This is a genomic window from Spirosoma fluviale (assembly GCF_900230225.1).
Lineage (GTDB): Bacteria > Bacteroidota > Bacteroidia > Cytophagales > Spirosomataceae > Spirosoma > Spirosoma fluviale.
This window is the reverse complement of the sequence record NZ_OCNH01000001.1, coordinates 1,552,512-1,569,397: the sequence shown is the minus strand read 5'-3', so window position 1 is coordinate 1,569,397 and position 16,886 is coordinate 1,552,512. Positions and strand designations below refer to the sequence as shown.

Here is a 16,886-nt window from a genome sequence, read left to right as displayed (position 1 = left end):
AGACCTACAACCACGGTTCTTACTAAACTGCCGGGCTTTTTAGGCGAAGGAATGGCCATAGATTAAAACTCTTATTACTGTAAAAAATGATTTTGAATTGGTTCCGCATCCATTGACCAACTGATCAGTCAATAGATGCGGAACCCATTTTTACAACGGAATATTTCCGTGTTTTTTCTTCGGCAGCGTGGCTACTTTGTTTTCCAGCATCGTAAACGCCCGGATGAGTTTCTGACGGGTCTGGTCGGGCATGATGACCTCATCGATGTAGCCCCGGTTAGCAGCCCGATACGGATTCGCAAACTTTTCGGTGTATTCCAGCACTTTCTCCTGCAACTTGGCCTGTGGGTCCTCGGCTTCGGCAATTTCCCGCTTGAAGATAATCTCGGCGGCACCACTGGCGCCCATGACCGCAATCTCGGCCGATGGCCAGGCGTAATTCATATCGGCACCGATGTGCTTTGAGTTCATTACGTCATATGCCCCGCCATACGCTTTTCGCGTGATCACCGTAACGCGCGGTACGGTAGCCTCGCAGAACGCAAACAGTAGTTTAGCCCCGTTCGTGATGATTCCGTTCCATTCCTGATCGGTGCCGGGCAGGAAACCGGGAACGTCTTCGAGCACCAGAAGCGGTACGTTGAAACAGTCGCAGAAACGAACGAACCGGGCCGCTTTCGTACTGGCATTGATATCCAGAACGCCCGCCAGCACCGCCGGTTGATTGCCAACCACACCAATACTACGTCCGCCAATCCGGGCAAAACCAACCACGATATTCTCGGCAAAATTCTTGTGAACTTCCATGAAGCTTCCCGCATCGACCAGTTCATCAATCACCTCCCGCATATCGTACGGCTGGTTCGGATTTGCCGGAATGATCGCGTTGAGCCCCGGCCGCGACTCATCGCCCGACTCGTAAGCCAGCATGGGCGGCTCATCCTCGCAGTTCTGCGGAATATAACTGAGCAGTTGTTTAAGGCTTTGAATACAGGCCAGTTCGTTCTCGCACGCGAAATGCGTTACGCCCGATTTGGTGCTGTGCGTACTGGCTCCCCCCAGTTCTTCGGCGGTAACGGTTTCGTGCGTTACGGTTTTCACCACGTTAGGGCCGGTCACGAACATGTAGCTCGTATTCTCGACCATGAAAATAAAATCGGTGATCGCCGGGCTGTAGACGGCACCGCCGGCACAGGGACCCATAACGGCCGAGAGCTGTGGAATAACGCCCGAAGCGCGTGTGTTTCGGTAAAATATATCGGCATAACCTGCCAGGGAAAGTACCCCTTCCTGAATCCGGGCACCACCCGAATCGTTCAACCCAATGATCGGCGCACCGTTTTGCAGGGCCAGATCCATGAGCTTACAAATTTTTTCGGCGTGGGTTTCGGAAAGTGCGCCCCCAAAAACGGTAAAGTCCTGCGCAAAAACGTAGGTCAGACGCCCGTTCACAGTACCGTAGCCGGTAACGACGCCATCGCCTAAGTAATGCTCCTTGTCCAGCCCGAAGTCGCGGGTGCGGTGCATTACGAATTTGCCAATTTCTTCGAACGAGCCTTCGTCAACCAAAAGGGCAATTCGTTCGCGAGCGGTTAGTTTTCCTTTTTTGTGCTGGTTATCAATCCGTTTCTGACCGCCACCGAGTTCGGCTTCGGCATTTTTTTGATTAAGCACGTCGGCTTTAGTAAGCGTTGGTGTAGCTAGCTGATTAGTCTCCAGATGGTTTTCAGTAGGCATACTGTTGGTGGTAGAAAAACAAGGACGGACAAAGTTAATTTTTCTTACGGATTCCAACCGTTCCAAGTCGAATTGTATCCTCAATTCACGAATGAAAGCTAAATCATTTATGACGTTACGTCTCCTGTTTCTCCTGCTGACATTCTCCGTCAATTCGATCGCTCAGGACACGGAAAGGGCGTTTCGTCCCCGGCGTTTGCTACTCAAGTGGAATCCGCTGACCTTATTCGATACGGAAAGTATGATTCAACCGGGACTCGAGTATTTCCTGTCTTCCAGAACGGCGGTTCAGGTGGAGGCAGGTTATGGGCCGCTATCTCTCGACAGGCTATCGTTATTTAAACAGGGAAAACTCGATGAACGGCAAGCCTGGCGGGTGAGATCAGAATTCCGGTTTTACCGGCGGCCGGGAACAAAAATGGGCAGATATTGGGCATTGGAAGGTTTTTTTATGACCGTAAATGGGCTAAAATCGGTCTTTATATCTACGTTCGAGGGCGGGCGTGATGAACCCGTTGCCTTCCCGATTCATAAGTGTGTCGTTGGCGGGCATTTAAAAATGGGGATTCAACAGGCATTCGGCCGAAAGAACAATTCGCGTAGCCCGTCACGATTCCTGTACGATGTTTATGCCGGTCTGGGTCTTCGCCACGAGCATGTCTTTGCCGAAACCGTTTCAGGAATACGTTATCTACACCCGGTTGGCGGTCAGTTTTTTGACGTATATCGGCCGACAAATAGTCTTTCTCCGAGCGTAACCCTGGGCGTAAAGGTTGCGTACAGCTTTGGTAAATCTCAACGATAACTTCTTTTTTCGGTGCGCCAACGTTTACTCCTTATTCCCCTGTTCCTGCTGGCGTTATCCGCATCGGCTCAGGACTCGACTGTTCGGTATGACTACTCTCCGAGGATGATCCTGAAACTGGCTCCTCTTTCGCTTCTCCTCGATCCCGATGCTACCGTACAGGTAGGTCTGGAAGTGCGCATCAGTCAACGGAATGCCGTGCAGGGCGAAATTGGCTTTGGTCACAAAGGACTGGCCATTACATCCGATGACAAGAAAAACTTTACCGACTGGTCCATCTGGCGGGTTCGGTCGGAGTGGCGGCATTATACGGGTCGGTACCGCACCAGCAACCGAAAAAACATCCGCATTAAAAGCTCATTTCCACTGGGTAATTATCTGGCAATCGAGGGATTTGCCAAGCAGATCAACGCAACAAAAAATGTGGTTCTCTACGACCCGGACCCAAACTTCCCTAACAATCAGGAAATCATCAACCGGTTTGTCTGGGGCAGTCACGTCAAGTGGGGTCGCCAGATTGCTATACCCTCTGATGCCCCCCAACATTTAAGCCGCGTCCTGCTCGATCTTTATGTTGGCGTTGGCTTTCGGTATGGCAGTACCGAGACGAACTCGTCCACGTCAATTTGTGGCTGTGGGCCAATTCCCAGCCGATTCCAGGCCGGGAATTCTATCTTACCCAGCCTGACGGCTGGCGTGAAAATTGGGTTTGGCTTATGAGCACGGAATTCTCCTTTTTTTCTGACCTTTGCCATGTACAATCACGCTGGCTCCTTTGCGTTTTTTCATTTACATCACCTTTTTTCTGATTGCGGCTCAACCGGCCGTTTTCGCCCAGTCGCTCGGTGGGCAGCGTATCTTTTCGTTTCTGGATCTGCCAACGCATGCCCGCGTGGCGGCCCTGGGCGGTCAGGTCGCTACCGCCGTTAGTCCAGACGGAGCTTATCACCTCAACAACCCCGCCCTGGCCGATTCGGTCAAACCAAACCTTGCCTCCATTAGCCTGATGCCTTACTTGGCTGCGGCCAAATATTACACCATTCAGTACGGCTTGCCCATAAAACAATCCAGCCCAGACCGGCACGCGAACTGGGCGGTTGGGCTGCAATACCTCAGCTACGGGCAGTTTAACATGACCGACCCCATAGGAAACGCACTCGGCACCTTTTCGGCCAATGACTTTGCGCTGAGCGTGACCCACTCCCGAACAGAAGGCAATTTTACCCTCGGCGCTACCATCAAAGCCGTCGGTTCATCCATCGAGATGTACTCCGCATTTGGCGTACTGGCCGACCTTGGTGGGGTGTGGCGGCACCCAAAGCAGGATTTGACGTTTGGGCTGGTGGCAAAAAATGTCGGGTATCTGATCAAAAACTACGGTTCGACCGACGCCGATCTGCCTTTCGATTTACAAGCGGGGGTTACACTAAAGCCCCGCCACGCGCCCATTCGGCTGACTATTACGGCCCATCATCTGCAACGCTTCGATATTAGTTATAACGACCCGAACCTTAACGTCCGCTACGATCTGAGCGGTAATCCCATTTCGGAAACGACCAGCGTTACCGAAAAAATAGCCCGGCATCTGAGCGTGGGGGCCGAATTGTTCCTCAGCCGAAACGTGCATCTGCTGGTTGGCTACAATCATCAGAAACGGGCAGAAGGCAACGTAACAACAACCGGTATTGGCGGCTCTGCGTTTACCGGAACAGGTATTTCGTTCGGAGCCTCGGTGCAGGCACGGGCGTTTCAGCTGACTTACGCCCGGTTTACGTCTATTCCCACGGCCGGTACGAGTCAGTTGTCCATACGAATTGATTTAGACCGGTTGATGCGGTAAGCGTATAGCTACGATTCTAATATTCTTCTAATCGGGGGTGGCCCCCCATTCCAGCGTTCAGGTTGTTATAAGAAGGTAATGTAGAGAAGTCGAACTTTACAAAAGGCCATGGAAAAGCAACCCGAAGCACAAGAAAAGCAGAGCACATATAAGGTCGTCAGAGACGCGGTAATGTCTATTAAGTCTACCGACTCTCCATCGGTACGCCAGTTTAAAAAAGTCTCTTTTGCTGTTTTATTCACATGTACCACAATTCTGTCGGTGGGGGCCATCCTGTTAATGTTGTAGCCAGACGCTTATTCGATGCGTATTTTGTCAGCTATGCGTTGGCCTGGGTTACTATTCATTTATTCAGGCTGTGGAATTATCCATTGCCTTTTCTTAATGACTGGCTGACTGACTTCTGTTTTGTGCCCGTTATTTGTCATATAGCCTTAACAGTTACACGCTTTGCCATTGTACACGATGAAGCTTATTGTTATCCCTTCTCGTTTGTCCTGTTCGTAGCTATTTATGTAACCATTTTATTTGAAGTGATCGTACCCGGTTATTCAGATTATGCCACTGGCGATGCGTATGATGGAGTAGCTTATTTCGCCGGAGCTATGTTTTTCTATTTTGTCCATCAAAAAAAGTTTTCCTTTAGTTTAAAACACACAAGCCTTGTCCGAACACGAAAGAATCACCAATCAGCCGGACACGACGACTCAAAAAGAAAAGCCCCTGATACGACAGTAAGTGTATCAGGGACTTTGTAACGCAACTATTCGTTTATCCTAATGGCTTGACCGATGCCTCGCCCTGCCATTCGGTATGGAAAACTCCTTCTTTGTCAATCCGTTCGTAGGTATGCGCACCGAAGTAATCGCGCTGAGCCTGAATCAGATTCGAGGGCATACGCGCCGATCGGAACGCGTCGAAATAACTTAGCGTGGCGGCATAGGTTGGTAAGGCGATACCCGCCGATATGGCCGACGAGACGACCGTACGAATTCCCGGTTGCGTTTCCCTGATAAGATCAGTGACGTTAGGTGCCACCAGCAGGTGTTCCAGTGAAGGATTGGCCGTGTATGCCTGCAACATCGTTTCGAGGAACGCGGCCCGGATGATACAGCCCCCGCGCCAGATTTTGGTAATCTCACCCAGATTCAGATCGTACGTATTCTGGACCGAAGCCGACGAGAGCAGGTGCATACCCTGAGCGTAGGTCGTAATCATGGAAAAGAAGAAAGCCTGTTCCAGACTCTTCAGGAATGCATCCCGATCGACGGCTAACGGCTGGATGTCATCCCCGTAAATACTGGCGGCTTCAACCCGTAGTGACTTGTATTTGGAGAGGTCGCGCATGGCCACCGAACTGTCAATGGCCGGAATGGGCGTAACCATGTCCATGGCAATCTGTGAGGTCCATTTCCCGGTGCCTTTAGAGCGGGCTTCGTCCTTGATCATGTCCAGCAGGAGGTGATCGGTACCCGGCTCACGGAATGCGAAAATATCCCTCGTTACTTCCAGCAGGAACGATTGAAGTCGGCCCGCGTTCCAGTCGGCAAAAACAGCACCGATGGCCTCATTATCCATCTTCAACCCCTTACGCAGCACTTCGTAGGTCTCGGCGATGAGCTGCATAACAGCGTACTCGATTCCATTATGAACCATTTTAACAAAATGCCCGGCCGCACCGGGCCCGATGTAGGTAACGCAGGGATCACCGTTCACTCTGGCCGCTACCGCATCCAGAACCGGCTTCACATACTGATAGGCTGTTTTGTCGCCCCCTGGCATCATACTCGGCCCACGGCGTGCGCCTTCCTCTCCACCGGAAATACCCATCCCGAAGAAGTGAAGACCCATTGCCTCCAGTTCTGCATCCCGGCGGGTCGTATCGGTGAAATGGGAGTTACCGCCGTCAATGATAATATCGCCTTTGTCGAGCAGGGGTACGAGTTCGGCGATTACGCTATCCACAATCCTGCCAGCCGGTACCAGCATCATAATAACCCGGGGACTTTTGAGGCTGGCCACAAATGGCTCAATCTGGGTGAAGCCTTTGACCTTATTGCCAACCCCTTCTTTTTCCAGCAACACCGACTGGGCCGGATTTTGATCGTAACCAGCCACGGCAAATCCGTGGTCGGCCATATTGAGTAAGAGGTTGCGACCCATTGTGCCAAGGCCGATCATGCCAAATGTGAATTGATCAGCGGGAGAATCGGTGTTCATAGTCGGAGAAAAGACAGTTTATACGTAATTAATTTAATTTATTGACTCGACGGCTACACGGTCATCAGTCCAGTCCATGAGTGGGAAGGACGCTTGTTTGTGGTGGCTCGTGGGCAAAGTTAGACATTTTCGACGCCGTCTGTTTTAGTCCCGTAGAGCCTCCGGGCAAATCGTTCCAGCGTCAATCCCTGCACGACAATGGAGAAAAAGACGCAGGTGTACGTGATAAACACCAATAAATCCTTTTCGGCCACTGTTTCGGGAATCGACAGGGCCAGGGCAATGGAAATTCCGCCCCGTAATCCACCCCAGGTCAGGATCAGGGGGTCCTCTTTATCTGATGGTATCCAGCGCCGGGCCAGCATCAGCGGCAGACGGATGGCTACGTAGCGGGACACCAGCATAATCACAATGCCTATCAGCCCGGCCGGGACATAGGCCCACTCGAACGAAAGTGATACCAGGCGGGAGCCAATCAGCACAAACAGCAGGGCATTGAGCAGGATGTCGATGGTTTCCCAGAATTTTTCGACGTATTCCTGCGTGACCGCGCTCATGGCGGTGCTGCGCGTTTGGTCGCTGATGAACAACCCCGCCACCACGACGGCCAGTGGCCCCGACATGTGTAGCCAACTGGCCAGCCAGTAGCCGCCCATGACAGCCGTGAGCGTAATGATGATTTCTGTCTGGTAGTGATCGATGCTGCGCAGCACCCAGTACAACCCATACCCTGCCAGTAAGCCCAACAGCAGCCCGCCCCCCGCTTCTTTGACAAAGAGCCAGCTCACCGACCCCACGGTGATGGAATCCGTACCCAGCCGAACCACCTCCAGCAGCGTCAGGAAGATGACTACGCCCACGCCGTCGTTGAACAGCGACTCACCAACAATTTTAATTTCAGTGGCCTTCGGCACGTTTGCTTTGGCTAAAATACCCAGCACGGCAATGGGGTCGGTGGGCGAAATAAGTGCCCCGAACAGCAGGCAGTAAAGGAAACCAATGGGCAAGCCAATCAGGTGGAGGGAGCCATAGAGCAACCCCGCCACCAGTACCGTTGAAATAGCTACGCCCAGCAGGGCAAACAGAGTAATGCTTGCCCAGGCCGATTTGAGTTTCTGAGTGTCGGTGTGGAGCGCCCCGGCAAAGAGTAGAAAACTCAGCATCACGTCGAGCACCAGCGTTTTATAATCGAGCTGACTGACCAGTTCCCAGATGCCATCGAAACGCTGCGGGCTGACGATGTGCCCAATAATGATACCCAATGAAAACAGCATCGACACAATCATTAGACCAATTGTGTCGGGTAGTCGCAGGAAGCGCACGTTCAGATATGCGAAGGTAGCCGTCAGAGTAATCAGTAATGTAGCCGTGTCAAATATATTCATTGGTAAGCAGGAGATCGGTTTTTTCCACCCAAAACGGCTGGAAATTGCATTGTTGAGGTTAATACCGGTAATGGTGTTACGGATCGAGTGGACTAAAGGCAGACCAAATAGTAACCGGATAAATACGTTGTGTGTTTCCTATATAATTCCGGGTCGTTTTTCACGATGAATCATTCTGCTCCTCTTTTTACAACTCGCTGTCGGTTATACTGATTGGTGAGGCAGGTATTTCTAAGTTATTTCTAAGAATGATCGATTTGCTACCCGGTATTGTCGCATCAGTAAGCCTGTATACGCTCCAATTCACAAATTAGCCTTCTGGTATAATACCTTAAATTAGCCTAATTTTCAGAATGAATGTCAGTTCAGCCGCAGGCATTAGTAGTTACCAGTACCAAAAATACCCTGCCCATTGAGCCATTTTCTGATTTCCTGCGTTTCTTACCTGAGGAGCCCTCAACTTGCTCTTTTTTTTCAATGACCCAATTACTTAAAGACCTAACCCCCCGGCAAATTGTTGCCGAACTGGACCAGTACATTATCGGCCAGCACGATGCAAAACGCAACGTAGCCATTGCCCTTCGAAACCGCTGGCGTCGTATGAACAGCGCTGCCGATATGCAGCGCGAAATAACGCCTAACAATATTCTGATGATTGGTGCCACGGGCGTCGGGAAAACCGAAATTGCCCGTCGACTGGCCAAAATCGCCGATGCACCCTTTATAAAAGTCGAAGCTTCCAAGTTTACCGAAGTGGGCTACGTAGGCCGCGATGTGGAAAGCATGGTGCGTGACCTGGTCGAGCAGGCCGTCAACATGGTGCGGGCCGCGAAAAAAGAAGCTGTTCAGGTGAAAGCCCAGCAGATGGTTGAAGATGCCATTCTGGATATTCTGATTCCACCCGTCAAGCCCACTAACGGCCAGATGGGCTTCGAAAACGAGAAGAAGGATGCCGACGCCGAACTGAACGAACGCACCCGCGAACGGTTCCGCGAGAAAATCCGCTCCGGCGAGATGGACGATCGCAAAATCGACATCGACGTGCAGCAAAACCAAACGCCCAATATCGGTATTATGGGTGGCGCTATTGACGATATGTCGATGATGAACATTCAGGAAATGATTGGCGGTATGATGCCTAAAAAAGGCAAAAAACGAAAAGTAAGCATTGCCGAAGCCCGCAAAATCCTGCTGGAAGAAGAAGCCGCGAAGCTCATCGACATGGACGAAGTAAAGGAAGAAGCCATCCGAAAAGCCGAAGATGCGGGGATTATTTTCATCGACGAAATCGACAAGGTGGCCTCGGCCCGTTCGGGTAATGGCGGTGGCGGCCCGGATGTTAGTCGGGAAGGCGTTCAGCGCGATCTGCTGCCCATTGTAGAAGGCAGCGCCGTCAATACCAAGTACGGCGTTATTCATACCGACCACATCCTGTTCGTAGCCGCCGGGGCTTTCCACGTAGCCAAACCCAGCGATCTGATTCCGGAGTTGCAGGGCCGTTTCCCGATTCGGGTGGAGTTGCAGAGCCTGTCGGAAGATGATTTTTACCAGATTCTGAAAGAGCCTAAAAACGCCCTGACCAAGCAATATGTAGCCATGCTACAAGCCGAGGAGGTTAGCCTGACTTTCCAGGATGATGCCCTGCGCGAAATTGCCCGGATCGCCTTCGAAGTAAACGGGGAAGTCGAAAATATTGGTGCCCGCCGGTTGCAAACCGTTCTGAGCCACCTGATGAACGACTTCATGTTCGATATTCCCGACGTAATTGGTGCCAACGCCCATGTCGTGGTGACCAAAGAGCTGGTTGAAGAAAAGCTGAACGGCCTGGTCAAAAACCGCGATTTGAGCCAGTTCATTTTGTAATACCGAGCGTCAGCCCGGCGACCGTCCCGGTCGGCTGAAATGATATCGTCACTTCATAGTCGACCGGGACGGTTCGACGCATCGACGGTTCGACGCATCGACGGTTCGACGCTCAGCATTAAAGTATAAGTTGAATAACCTGTTCAATAGCCCGGTCCACATCAGCCCGCTTTCGATCAGGCGAATCGAACCGGTTGAATGGGCGCAACACGAGGACAAACGTTTGCTCAACGGTTTCTTCATCAATTGGGGTGAAAAGTTTGAACGCCGTTACATTTACGGGAATAAGACCATGCCGGGACTTGAACCGGGTCAGGATCGACCCCACTAATTTTACAACAGCCGCTTGAGTAACACCTTCGGCGGGCACAAACCGAACTTCGGCATGATTTCGGTCCACCAGCGTCTGTTCTTTGGGGCCAAAATGCCCTTCGCAGCTTGAAAAGGTGCGAACAAGACCCGTTTCGTTCAGGGCTTCGACCAGCGGACGGATGCGGGGTTCAATGTCTTCCATCAGGGCTCACCGTCCAATAAAGCGACTTCATCGGCATCATTCATTCGACGGTGGCGGGTTTTCCGGTGCTGATGCCAAAGCCAGCCCAAATACGTAACAGCCACCAGCGCGAGCACACCCGATACCGCAAACGACGCATCGATACCGGCTTCTCCGCTCATGTGGTTCAATAACCAGCCCGCAGCCACGGCCCCGAGTCCAATTCCGGCTTCTAGGGCGATGTACATGGTCGCCATTGCTCGGCCCCGCGTTTTTTCATCACTCAGATCGGCCGTCCAGGCCGTTACCGTCGGGGAGTTCATCCCCCACGACATACCGTAGAAAACGGCCGACACCCAAAACATAAACGGCGATTGGGTGATGATCAACAACACCATTGAGACGGCCAGTACAACCGTCGAAATAAACAGAACCGGCAACCGGCCATACCGATCCGACGATTTGCTGAATACCAGTCGGACAACCAGCGAAGCCACCGTATAAACCGTAAAGAACAACCCCTTATTGGCAATGCCCAGCGATGTGCTCAGGCCGGAAATAACCGTCAGGATAACGCCCGACGAGAACGACTGAAGCAACAAAACGAGGAAAGGCGGCAGGGCATTTTTATCGAAGATTTCATCTTTTTTCAACCGTAACAGCCGAAATCGAAACGGCTGTGGCGTGGGCAGCGTTTCCGTCATTTGCAGCAAAATACCAATCGATAGCAGGGCAAAGGCTGAAGAAGTCCAGAACATGACGTTCATGGAGTAATCATTGGCCAGCCAGCTACCAATGGCGGGTCCTAATGACATGCCCATCGCCGTAAACAACCCCAGTGTTCCCATAGCCTCGCCCCGACGCGTAGCCGGTACAATATCCGCTACATAAGCCGAAGTGGCCGTGGGTTTAGTGCCCGTTGAGAAGCCGTGAATGAGCCGGAGTGTTAGAAAACCACCCACTGTGAGCAGATAGGGGTACAGGAAGCCACACAGAAAACAAACCAGCGACCCGAACGCCATCACCGGCACCCGGCCAACGGTGTCCGTTATTTTGCCGCTGAACGGTCGGGAGACCCCAGCCGTAAGAGTGAATAAGGCGATAATCCAGCCGATGTATTCCTGTCCGCCCAGCTTTGTGAGATAACCGGGCAGTTCGGGAATCATCATCTGAAAACTGGCAGAGAACAGAAAGTTACTTACGCAGAGTAACCAGAACGAAAATGTGTAGAGGGAAGGCCCGTGTGCAGCACGACGCCTGAAAAGAGAGGAAACGACCAAAATAACCTGATTTTGTTCGCCCAAATTTACAATTCATTTTTGAGAGACCCGTAAGGTTTTGTCAAACCTTACGGGTCTGTTGGGCATTATTTAGGTTCCGGCGTAGAGTTTCCCCCGTCCAGTACAAACCGCCACTGCCCGTTTCGCTGGCGTTTCCAGACGGTTACGTAAACCCCGAACTGTGTTTTTCGCTTACCGGCATTGTCTTTACTGGTCAGCATCCACTGGCCAAATGTATAGCCCAGTTCTCCCGACTGTGCCGCATCGGCTTTAAGCACCTGCCAGGTCAGTACAGAACCATTAGCGGGCATTCGGCTCATCTGCACCCGTATGGAATCGAACCCGACGGTAGGAGCGGCTCCATCATTTAATTTAATGGCGTCGTCGGCCGCATAGGTTGTAAAGGCTTTGGCAAGTCCCTGCTTTTCGGAAAGCACACTAAAATTATAGTCGGCTTCCCGGATTTCGTCAATGGCTTTTTGCCGGGTGGCAGCCGCCGGATTCATGCTGCGGGGACTATCGACGCGGGTCTGACAGGAAGCAACCAGAACAATAGAAAGGAAAAGAAGGAATGCACGAGTCATGGGTAGTAGCTTAATTCAGATTTGGCGTAAATTTGCGCAATCTAAACTGAATAAAGCAAAATGAATAAATAACTACAGGCAATAGGTGACAACCGATAGTTAGGTTAATCACCGGCATTCCAGTGTTTTTATTCATCAATTATATTTTCGTTATGTCTCGTAATTTGCAAATCGGTCTATTCCTCACCGTATCCATCCTTTTAACAACTTTTACGTTTTACTTCTGGCAGGTATTCAGAAGCCCGAACCTGCTGGTTCAGGATAATGATAAAACCTTTGCGCTGCTTATTCCAAAGGGCGCTACATTTGAGTCGGTCATGGACACGCTCAAGACGCATAAAGTCATCAACGACGAAACGTCGTTCCGGTTCCTGGCCAAAATGATGAGCTACCCCGAGCGCGTCAAAGAGGGTCGCTACGAGATCAAACCGCGCATGGGTAACCGCGAGGCCCTCGTCAAACTGCGTAGCGGTAGCCAGGATGCAATGCCGGTAACGTTCAACAGCATGCGTCAGAAAAGCGACCTGATTCAGCGGCTGGGCAGCAAGTTCGAGTTTGGCCCCGACGCACTGGGCAAACTGCTCAACGACCCGGCCACCTGCCAGAAATTTGGCTTCGACACCACCACCATCGTTTGCCTGTTTTTACCAAACACCTACGAATTTTTCTGGACAATCAAGCCCGAAGCCCTTCTGGAACGGATGGGTACCGAATACAAAAAATTTTGGAACCCCGAGCGGCAGGCCAAAGCGAAAGAGTTGGGACTTAGCCAAACCCAAACTCAGATCCTGGCCTCCATCGTAGCCGCCGAAACCAACAAACGCGACGAGCAGCCCCGGGTAGCGGGTGTGTACCTCAACCGACTGAAGCGCGGCATCAAGCTCGAAGCGGACCCAACGGTTATTTTTGCCCTGCGTGATTTTACCATTCGACGGTTGTTAAACAAGCAACTAACTGTCGATTCGCCTTACAACACGTATCGGTATGCCGGTTTGCCTCCAGGGCCGATCAACCTACCGGCTCCTGGGACAATCGATGCCGTGCTGAATGCCGAGCAGCATGATTACCTATATTTTGTCGTGAACGCCAGTTTCAACGGGTATCACACCTTCTCCAAGACACTGGCCGAACACCTGGCCAACGCCCGCCTGTACCAGCAGGCCCTTACACGAATGCAGATCATGAAATAGTACAATGATTACTTACGACGTTACAGACATCCGGGTTCGTTACTATGATACAGACCAAATGGGCATTGTTTACTACGGTAACTATGCCCGTTTTTATGAAATAGGCCGGGTCGAAGCCCTGCGTAATCTGGGATTAAGCTACAAAGAGATTGAAGCGAGTGGCATTTCGATGCCCGTCTATGACCTGAACTCCCGATTTATCAGGCCAGCTAAATACGACGACCTGCTTACCATCCGGGTTACGATTCCGCAGATGCCTAAAACCCGGTTGATGTTTGCATACGAAATTTTTAACCAGGATGGCCAGTTGTTGAATACGGGCCAGACCACCCTCGTTTTTGTTCGTACCGAAACCGGCCGACCGTGTTCGGCCCCGGCAGAATTAGTAGAAGCAGCCAAACCTTTTTTTGAGCAGTAGGTTCAACCTGTAAGTAATGACTGCACACTAGAGCCTATGTTCGATAAGTTAGTGAATAGTAAGCCGTCGAGAAACATCCGCACCTGGCTGAATGAACATTACCCTTTCAACTCCAGAATTACCTGGTACTTTTTCCTGACCAAAATGTGGGCTCAGATTACGGATAACAACACCAGTGAGCGGGCAGCTTCTGTATCCTATAGTCTGATTCTGGCAGTTTTTCCAACGGTTATCTTTTTCTTTACGCTTATCCCGTTCATTACGTTCATCCCAGATCTGGAGGAGCAGATTATGGGTTTTTTCCGGGAAGTATTGCCCGGCAACACGTTCAATAGCGTTGATACAACCATCCGCGACATTGTAAGCCGCCCGCGTAGTGGGGTGCTTTCCTTCGGCTTTCTACTGGCCCTGTACTCGGCCACGAGTGGGCTGGTAGCGCTCATGCAGGCATTTAACTCTTCGTATCATTCAGACGAAAGGCGAGGCTTTTTCAAAGTCAGACTGGTGGCTATTGGCCTGACGTTTACCCTAGCGTTTGCTTTAATTTTAGCCGTCGTAGTACTAATCATTGGCGGCATTATCAGCGACTATTTACTCCATTTTGGGTTGCTCAACAATGCACTTTTCATCAATTTACTGGCCATTACGCGGTATCTTGTTGTGTTCGCCGTGTTCGTCGGGACGGTTTCCGTTATTTATAGATATGGTCCGGATGTGCGGATGAAGTGGGTTTTTATTACGCCCGGTGCCGTTACGTCTTCACTTTTGATTGTGCTTACCACCCTGGGCTTCTCTTATTATGTCTCCAATTTTGGCTCCTATAACAAAGTGTACGGCTCCATCGGCACCCTGATAGCCTTAATGATCTGGATAAACTTAATTTCGCTGTTACTGATTCTGGGCTTTGAAATGAATGTAGCCCTCTATGATCTTGAAGGCGACCAAAGCCCCGATGTAGCCGCTAAAACGACAAACGCCACCCCTGAAATTTGAGATGACGTTTGTGAAACCTAACCCATAAATGTTATTGTACAATATTGGACTAGCGCTCCAGTCAACTAATACCAAACTTGCTTAGTTGACAACAGGCCAAAAACGTGCCAATATTTAAGCTCTATACTTCGTGCCGTTTCTTTTTACCCGTTAACTAAAAACATTTACGAAGTCGGTCACAAGTAGACTTTACTTTGCACTGGTAAACAACCGGCCTTAAAAACAAGGCTAGTCAGTACGTCACAAAGCACCAGCTTTCCGTTTTATGGTTTCCGTTACCGGGCAATCCACTCCCCTACCAATGAGCCCATTTCTCAACCAGATCAAGCCCTGGGTGAGTGTTATTTGTACCTGCTATAATCACCACTCCTTCGTAAATCAGGCGCTGCAATCGGTTGTTGATCAGGACTACCCGAACGTCGAACTGATTGTCATCGACAATGGTAGTTTTGATCGGTCGGCCGAGCGTATTGCGGAGTTTACCCAACAGTATCCAGCCATTCAATTCATTCAGAACCCGGTCAACCTTGGCCTCAACCGGGCGTTTAATCAGGGATTGGCATTAGCCGAAGGCCGATATGTAATCGACCTATCGGCCGATGATGTATTGCTTCCCGGTCGCCTGTCGAAACAGGTTGCCCAGTTCGAAAACCTGGCTGGTCCTTATGCCGTCGTGTTCTCCAATGCTACTTACATTGACCGCAGTGGCCATGAACTGGCGCTACATTATGCCGTAGATGCTCAGGGTCATGCCTGTTCTCCGGTACCAACCGGCAATGTGTTCAGGCCGATTCTGGAATCCTATTTTATCTGTACGCCAACCATGATGATGCGTCGGGATGTGCTGAATGAACTGGGTGGCTACGATGAAACCCTGGCTTACGAAGATTTCGATTTCTGGGTACGTTCGGCCCGGTTGTATCATTACGCCTACCTGGACGAAGTACTGACCCAGAAGCGCCTTTTACCCAGTTCCTTCTCAGCCCAGATCATCAGTACGGATACGTCCCTGCTGCGCTCAACACTGGCCGTTTGCCATAAAGCGTTCGAGCGGTGCGTTACCCCCGACGAATTTCAGGCACTGGCCAGCCGCATCAGGCGATTTATCCGAAAGGCTTTTTATGTGGAACAATTCGATTTAGCGCTTCAGTTTGGCGACCTGTTACAACACATTGAACAACCCGACTGGCAAAGTAACCTAATTTTAGCATTGAGCAAACTTCACTTGCCTGTCAATAAATTATACCGGCATTACCTTAAATGGAGTCCGGTACTTCATTCGGCGAAACTGGATTAACCCGTTTATAGTTAAGGTAGTATGGTTTTCCTGACTGCGGAGAAATACAGTCAACGATAAATTACGCCTTACCATGTCTGCCGAATTCATTAAGCTTTACCCAAAAAATCCTGATCCACGCCGTATAGAGCATATTGTAAAGGCTCTGCGCGATGGAGCTGTTATCATTTACCCCACTGATACCATCTACGGGATGGGCTGTGATATTCATAATACGCGGGCCGTTGAGCGGGTGGCACGCATTAAAGGAATTAAGCCCGCCAAGAACGACTTTTCCTTTATCTGCTACGACCTGAGCCACATTGCCGATTATGCCCGTTTGAGTAATCAGGCCTTCAAACTGATGAAGAAAGTACTGCCCGGCCCTTTTACGTTTATTCTCGAAGCAACCGGCAGCGTCCCCAAAATCCTGAACTCCAATAAGAAAACGGTTGGTATCCGGGTGCCGGATAATGATATTCCCCGCCAGATTGTCCATGAGTTGGGTAACCCGATTATTACCACCTCTATTCGGGACGAAGACGAAATTATCGAATACTCGACCGACCCGGAATTAATTTTCGAGAAATTTCAAAATCAGGTCGATATGGTCATTGACGGTGGCTATGGCGGCAACGTTGCCTCAACAATTGTAGATGCGACAGACGATAACTTTTCCATCATTCGGCAGGGACTAGGTGAATTAATGCTTTGAAAAGTTACAATAAGACTCTATACTTGCACCGTAGGGTTAGCATTCCTCCTCTTAGGGATGTAACCCTTTTTTTGTGAATCACATCTT

Annotated in this window: 16 protein-coding genes; 10 read left to right on the top strand and 6 right to left on the bottom strand. The window is 50.6% G+C overall.

What is annotated here, in order from left to right; genetic code table 11:
• Nucleotides 1–150: 150 nt before the first annotated feature.
• Nucleotides 151–1,737 (bottom strand): acyl-CoA carboxylase subunit beta, encoded by a 1,587-nt coding sequence (locus CRO74_RS06540; RefSeq protein ID WP_097125173.1) that lies wholly within the window; start codon nt 1,735–1,737, stop codon nt 151–153.
• 91 nt (nt 1,738–1,828) lie between these two features.
• Between CRO74_RS06540 and CRO74_RS06535 the strand changes: the two genes are divergently transcribed.
• The 4 genes from CRO74_RS06535 (at nt 1,829) to CRO74_RS06520 (ending at nt 5,140) form a co-directional block, all read left to right on the top strand.
• Entirely contained in the window at nt 1,829–2,542 is a 714-nt protein-coding gene (locus CRO74_RS06535) for a hypothetical protein (protein ID WP_097125172.1), read from the top strand.
• Between the two features lie 12 nt (nt 2,543–2,554).
• A complete protein-coding gene (locus CRO74_RS06530) occupies nt 2,555–3,262 on the top strand; it encodes a hypothetical protein (RefSeq protein WP_097125171.1) in 708 nt (235 codons plus the stop codon).
• 55 nt (nt 3,263–3,317) lie between these two features.
• Entirely contained in the window at nt 3,318–4,382 is a 1,065-nt protein-coding gene (gene porQ, locus CRO74_RS06525; RefSeq protein WP_097125170.1) for a type IX secretion system protein PorQ, read from the top strand.
• Between the two features lie 242 nt (nt 4,383–4,624).
• Entirely contained in the window at nt 4,625–5,140 is a 516-nt protein-coding gene (locus CRO74_RS06520; protein WP_097125169.1) for a hypothetical protein, read from the top strand.
• Nucleotides 5,141–5,153: 13 nt separating this feature from the next.
• On the opposite strand, the gene gndA is transcribed toward CRO74_RS06520, so the two are convergent.
• On the bottom strand, nt 5,154–6,602 hold the full coding sequence (gene gndA / locus CRO74_RS06515; protein WP_097125168.1) for an NADP-dependent phosphogluconate dehydrogenase: 1,449 nt from the start codon (nt 6,600–6,602) through the stop codon (nt 5,154–5,156).
• Between the two features lie 119 nt (nt 6,603–6,721).
• A complete protein-coding gene (locus CRO74_RS06510; protein ID WP_097125167.1) occupies nt 6,722–7,987 on the bottom strand; it encodes a cation:proton antiporter in 1,266 nt (421 codons plus the stop codon).
• Nucleotides 7,988–8,464: 477 nt separating this feature from the next.
• Between CRO74_RS06510 and hslU the strand changes: the two genes are divergently transcribed.
• A complete protein-coding gene (hslU, locus tag CRO74_RS06505; RefSeq protein ID WP_097125166.1) occupies nt 8,465–9,850 on the top strand; it encodes an ATP-dependent protease ATPase subunit HslU in 1,386 nt (461 codons plus the stop codon).
• 118 nt (nt 9,851–9,968) lie between these two features.
• Here the strand turns inward: hslU and CRO74_RS06500 are convergent, their stop codons facing one another.
• The 3 genes from CRO74_RS06500 to CRO74_RS06490 form a co-directional block, all read right to left on the bottom strand.
• Nucleotides 9,969–10,364, bottom strand: a complete 396-nt coding sequence (locus CRO74_RS06500; RefSeq protein ID WP_097125165.1) for a hypothetical protein — start codon at nt 10,362–10,364, stop codon at nt 9,969–9,971.
• Nucleotides 10,364–11,623, bottom strand: coding sequence for an MFS transporter (locus CRO74_RS06495; RefSeq protein WP_097126041.1), 1,260 nt, complete (start codon nt 11,621–11,623; stop codon nt 10,364–10,366). Before CRO74_RS06495 ends, CRO74_RS06500 begins: the two co-directional genes overlap by 1 nt.
• An 86-nt stretch (nt 11,624–11,709) precedes the next feature.
• A complete protein-coding gene (locus tag CRO74_RS06490; protein ID WP_245877771.1) occupies nt 11,710–12,207 on the bottom strand; it encodes a YybH family protein in 498 nt (165 codons plus the stop codon).
• Nucleotides 12,208–12,359: 152 nt separating this feature from the next.
• On the opposite strand from CRO74_RS06490, the gene mltG reads away from it, so the two are divergent.
• From mltG to CRO74_RS06465, 5 genes are all read left to right on the top strand, one after another.
• Entirely contained in the window at nt 12,360–13,397 is a 1,038-nt protein-coding gene (mltG, locus tag CRO74_RS06485) for an endolytic transglycosylase MltG (RefSeq protein ID WP_097126039.1), read from the top strand.
• Nucleotides 13,398–13,401: 4 nt separating this feature from the next.
• Nucleotides 13,402–13,815, top strand: coding sequence for an acyl-CoA thioesterase (locus CRO74_RS06480; RefSeq protein ID WP_097125164.1), 414 nt, complete (start codon nt 13,402–13,404; stop codon nt 13,813–13,815).
• 36 nt (nt 13,816–13,851) lie between these two features.
• Nucleotides 13,852–14,808, top strand: coding sequence for a YihY/virulence factor BrkB family protein (locus tag CRO74_RS06475; protein ID WP_097125163.1), 957 nt, complete (start codon nt 13,852–13,854; stop codon nt 14,806–14,808).
• 301 nt (nt 14,809–15,109) lie between these two features.
• Nucleotides 15,110–16,105 (top strand): glycosyltransferase family 2 protein, encoded by a 996-nt coding sequence (locus tag CRO74_RS06470; protein ID WP_097125162.1) that lies wholly within the window; start codon nt 15,110–15,112, stop codon nt 16,103–16,105.
• 73 nt (nt 16,106–16,178) lie between these two features.
• Nucleotides 16,179–16,799 carry an L-threonylcarbamoyladenylate synthase gene (locus CRO74_RS06465; RefSeq protein ID WP_097125161.1) on the top strand — a complete coding sequence of 207 codons (621 nt, stop codon included), beginning with the start codon at nt 16,179–16,181 and terminating at the stop codon, nt 16,797–16,799.
• Nucleotides 16,800–16,886: the final 87 nt, after the last annotated feature.

Excerpts from the sequence above, each read along its gene's own strand:
- CRO74_RS06540 (WP_097125173.1), bottom strand. The coding sequence starts at position 1,737 with ATGCCTACTGAAAACCATCTGGAGACTAATCAGCTAGCTACACCAACG.
- CRO74_RS06535 (WP_097125172.1), top strand. The coding sequence starts at position 1,829 with ATGAAAGCTAAATCATTTATGACGTTACGTCTCCTGTTTCTCCTGCTG.
- CRO74_RS06520 (WP_097125169.1), top strand. The coding sequence starts at position 4,625 with ATGTACCACAATTCTGTCGGTGGGGGCCATCCTGTTAATGTTGTAGCC.
- gndA (WP_097125168.1), bottom strand. The coding sequence starts at position 6,602 with ATGAACACCGATTCTCCCGCTGATCAATTCACATTTGGCATGATCGGC.
- CRO74_RS06510 (WP_097125167.1), bottom strand. The coding sequence starts at position 7,987 with ATGAATATATTTGACACGGCTACATTACTGATTACTCTGACGGCTACC.
- hslU (WP_097125166.1), top strand. The coding sequence starts at position 8,465 with ATGACCCAATTACTTAAAGACCTAACCCCCCGGCAAATTGTTGCCGAA.
- CRO74_RS06500 (WP_097125165.1), bottom strand. The coding sequence starts at position 10,364 with ATGGAAGACATTGAACCCCGCATCCGTCCGCTGGTCGAAGCCCTGAAC.
- CRO74_RS06490 (WP_245877771.1), bottom strand. The coding sequence starts at position 12,207 with ATGACTCGTGCATTCCTTCTTTTCCTTTCTATTGTTCTGGTTGCTTCC.
- mltG (WP_097126039.1), top strand. The coding sequence starts at position 12,360 with ATGTCTCGTAATTTGCAAATCGGTCTATTCCTCACCGTATCCATCCTT.
- CRO74_RS06480 (WP_097125164.1), top strand. The coding sequence starts at position 13,402 with ATGATTACTTACGACGTTACAGACATCCGGGTTCGTTACTATGATACA.
- CRO74_RS06475 (WP_097125163.1), top strand. The coding sequence starts at position 13,852 with ATGTTCGATAAGTTAGTGAATAGTAAGCCGTCGAGAAACATCCGCACC.
- CRO74_RS06470 (WP_097125162.1), top strand. The coding sequence starts at position 15,110 with ATGAGCCCATTTCTCAACCAGATCAAGCCCTGGGTGAGTGTTATTTGT.
- CRO74_RS06465 (WP_097125161.1), top strand. The coding sequence starts at position 16,179 with ATGTCTGCCGAATTCATTAAGCTTTACCCAAAAAATCCTGATCCACGC.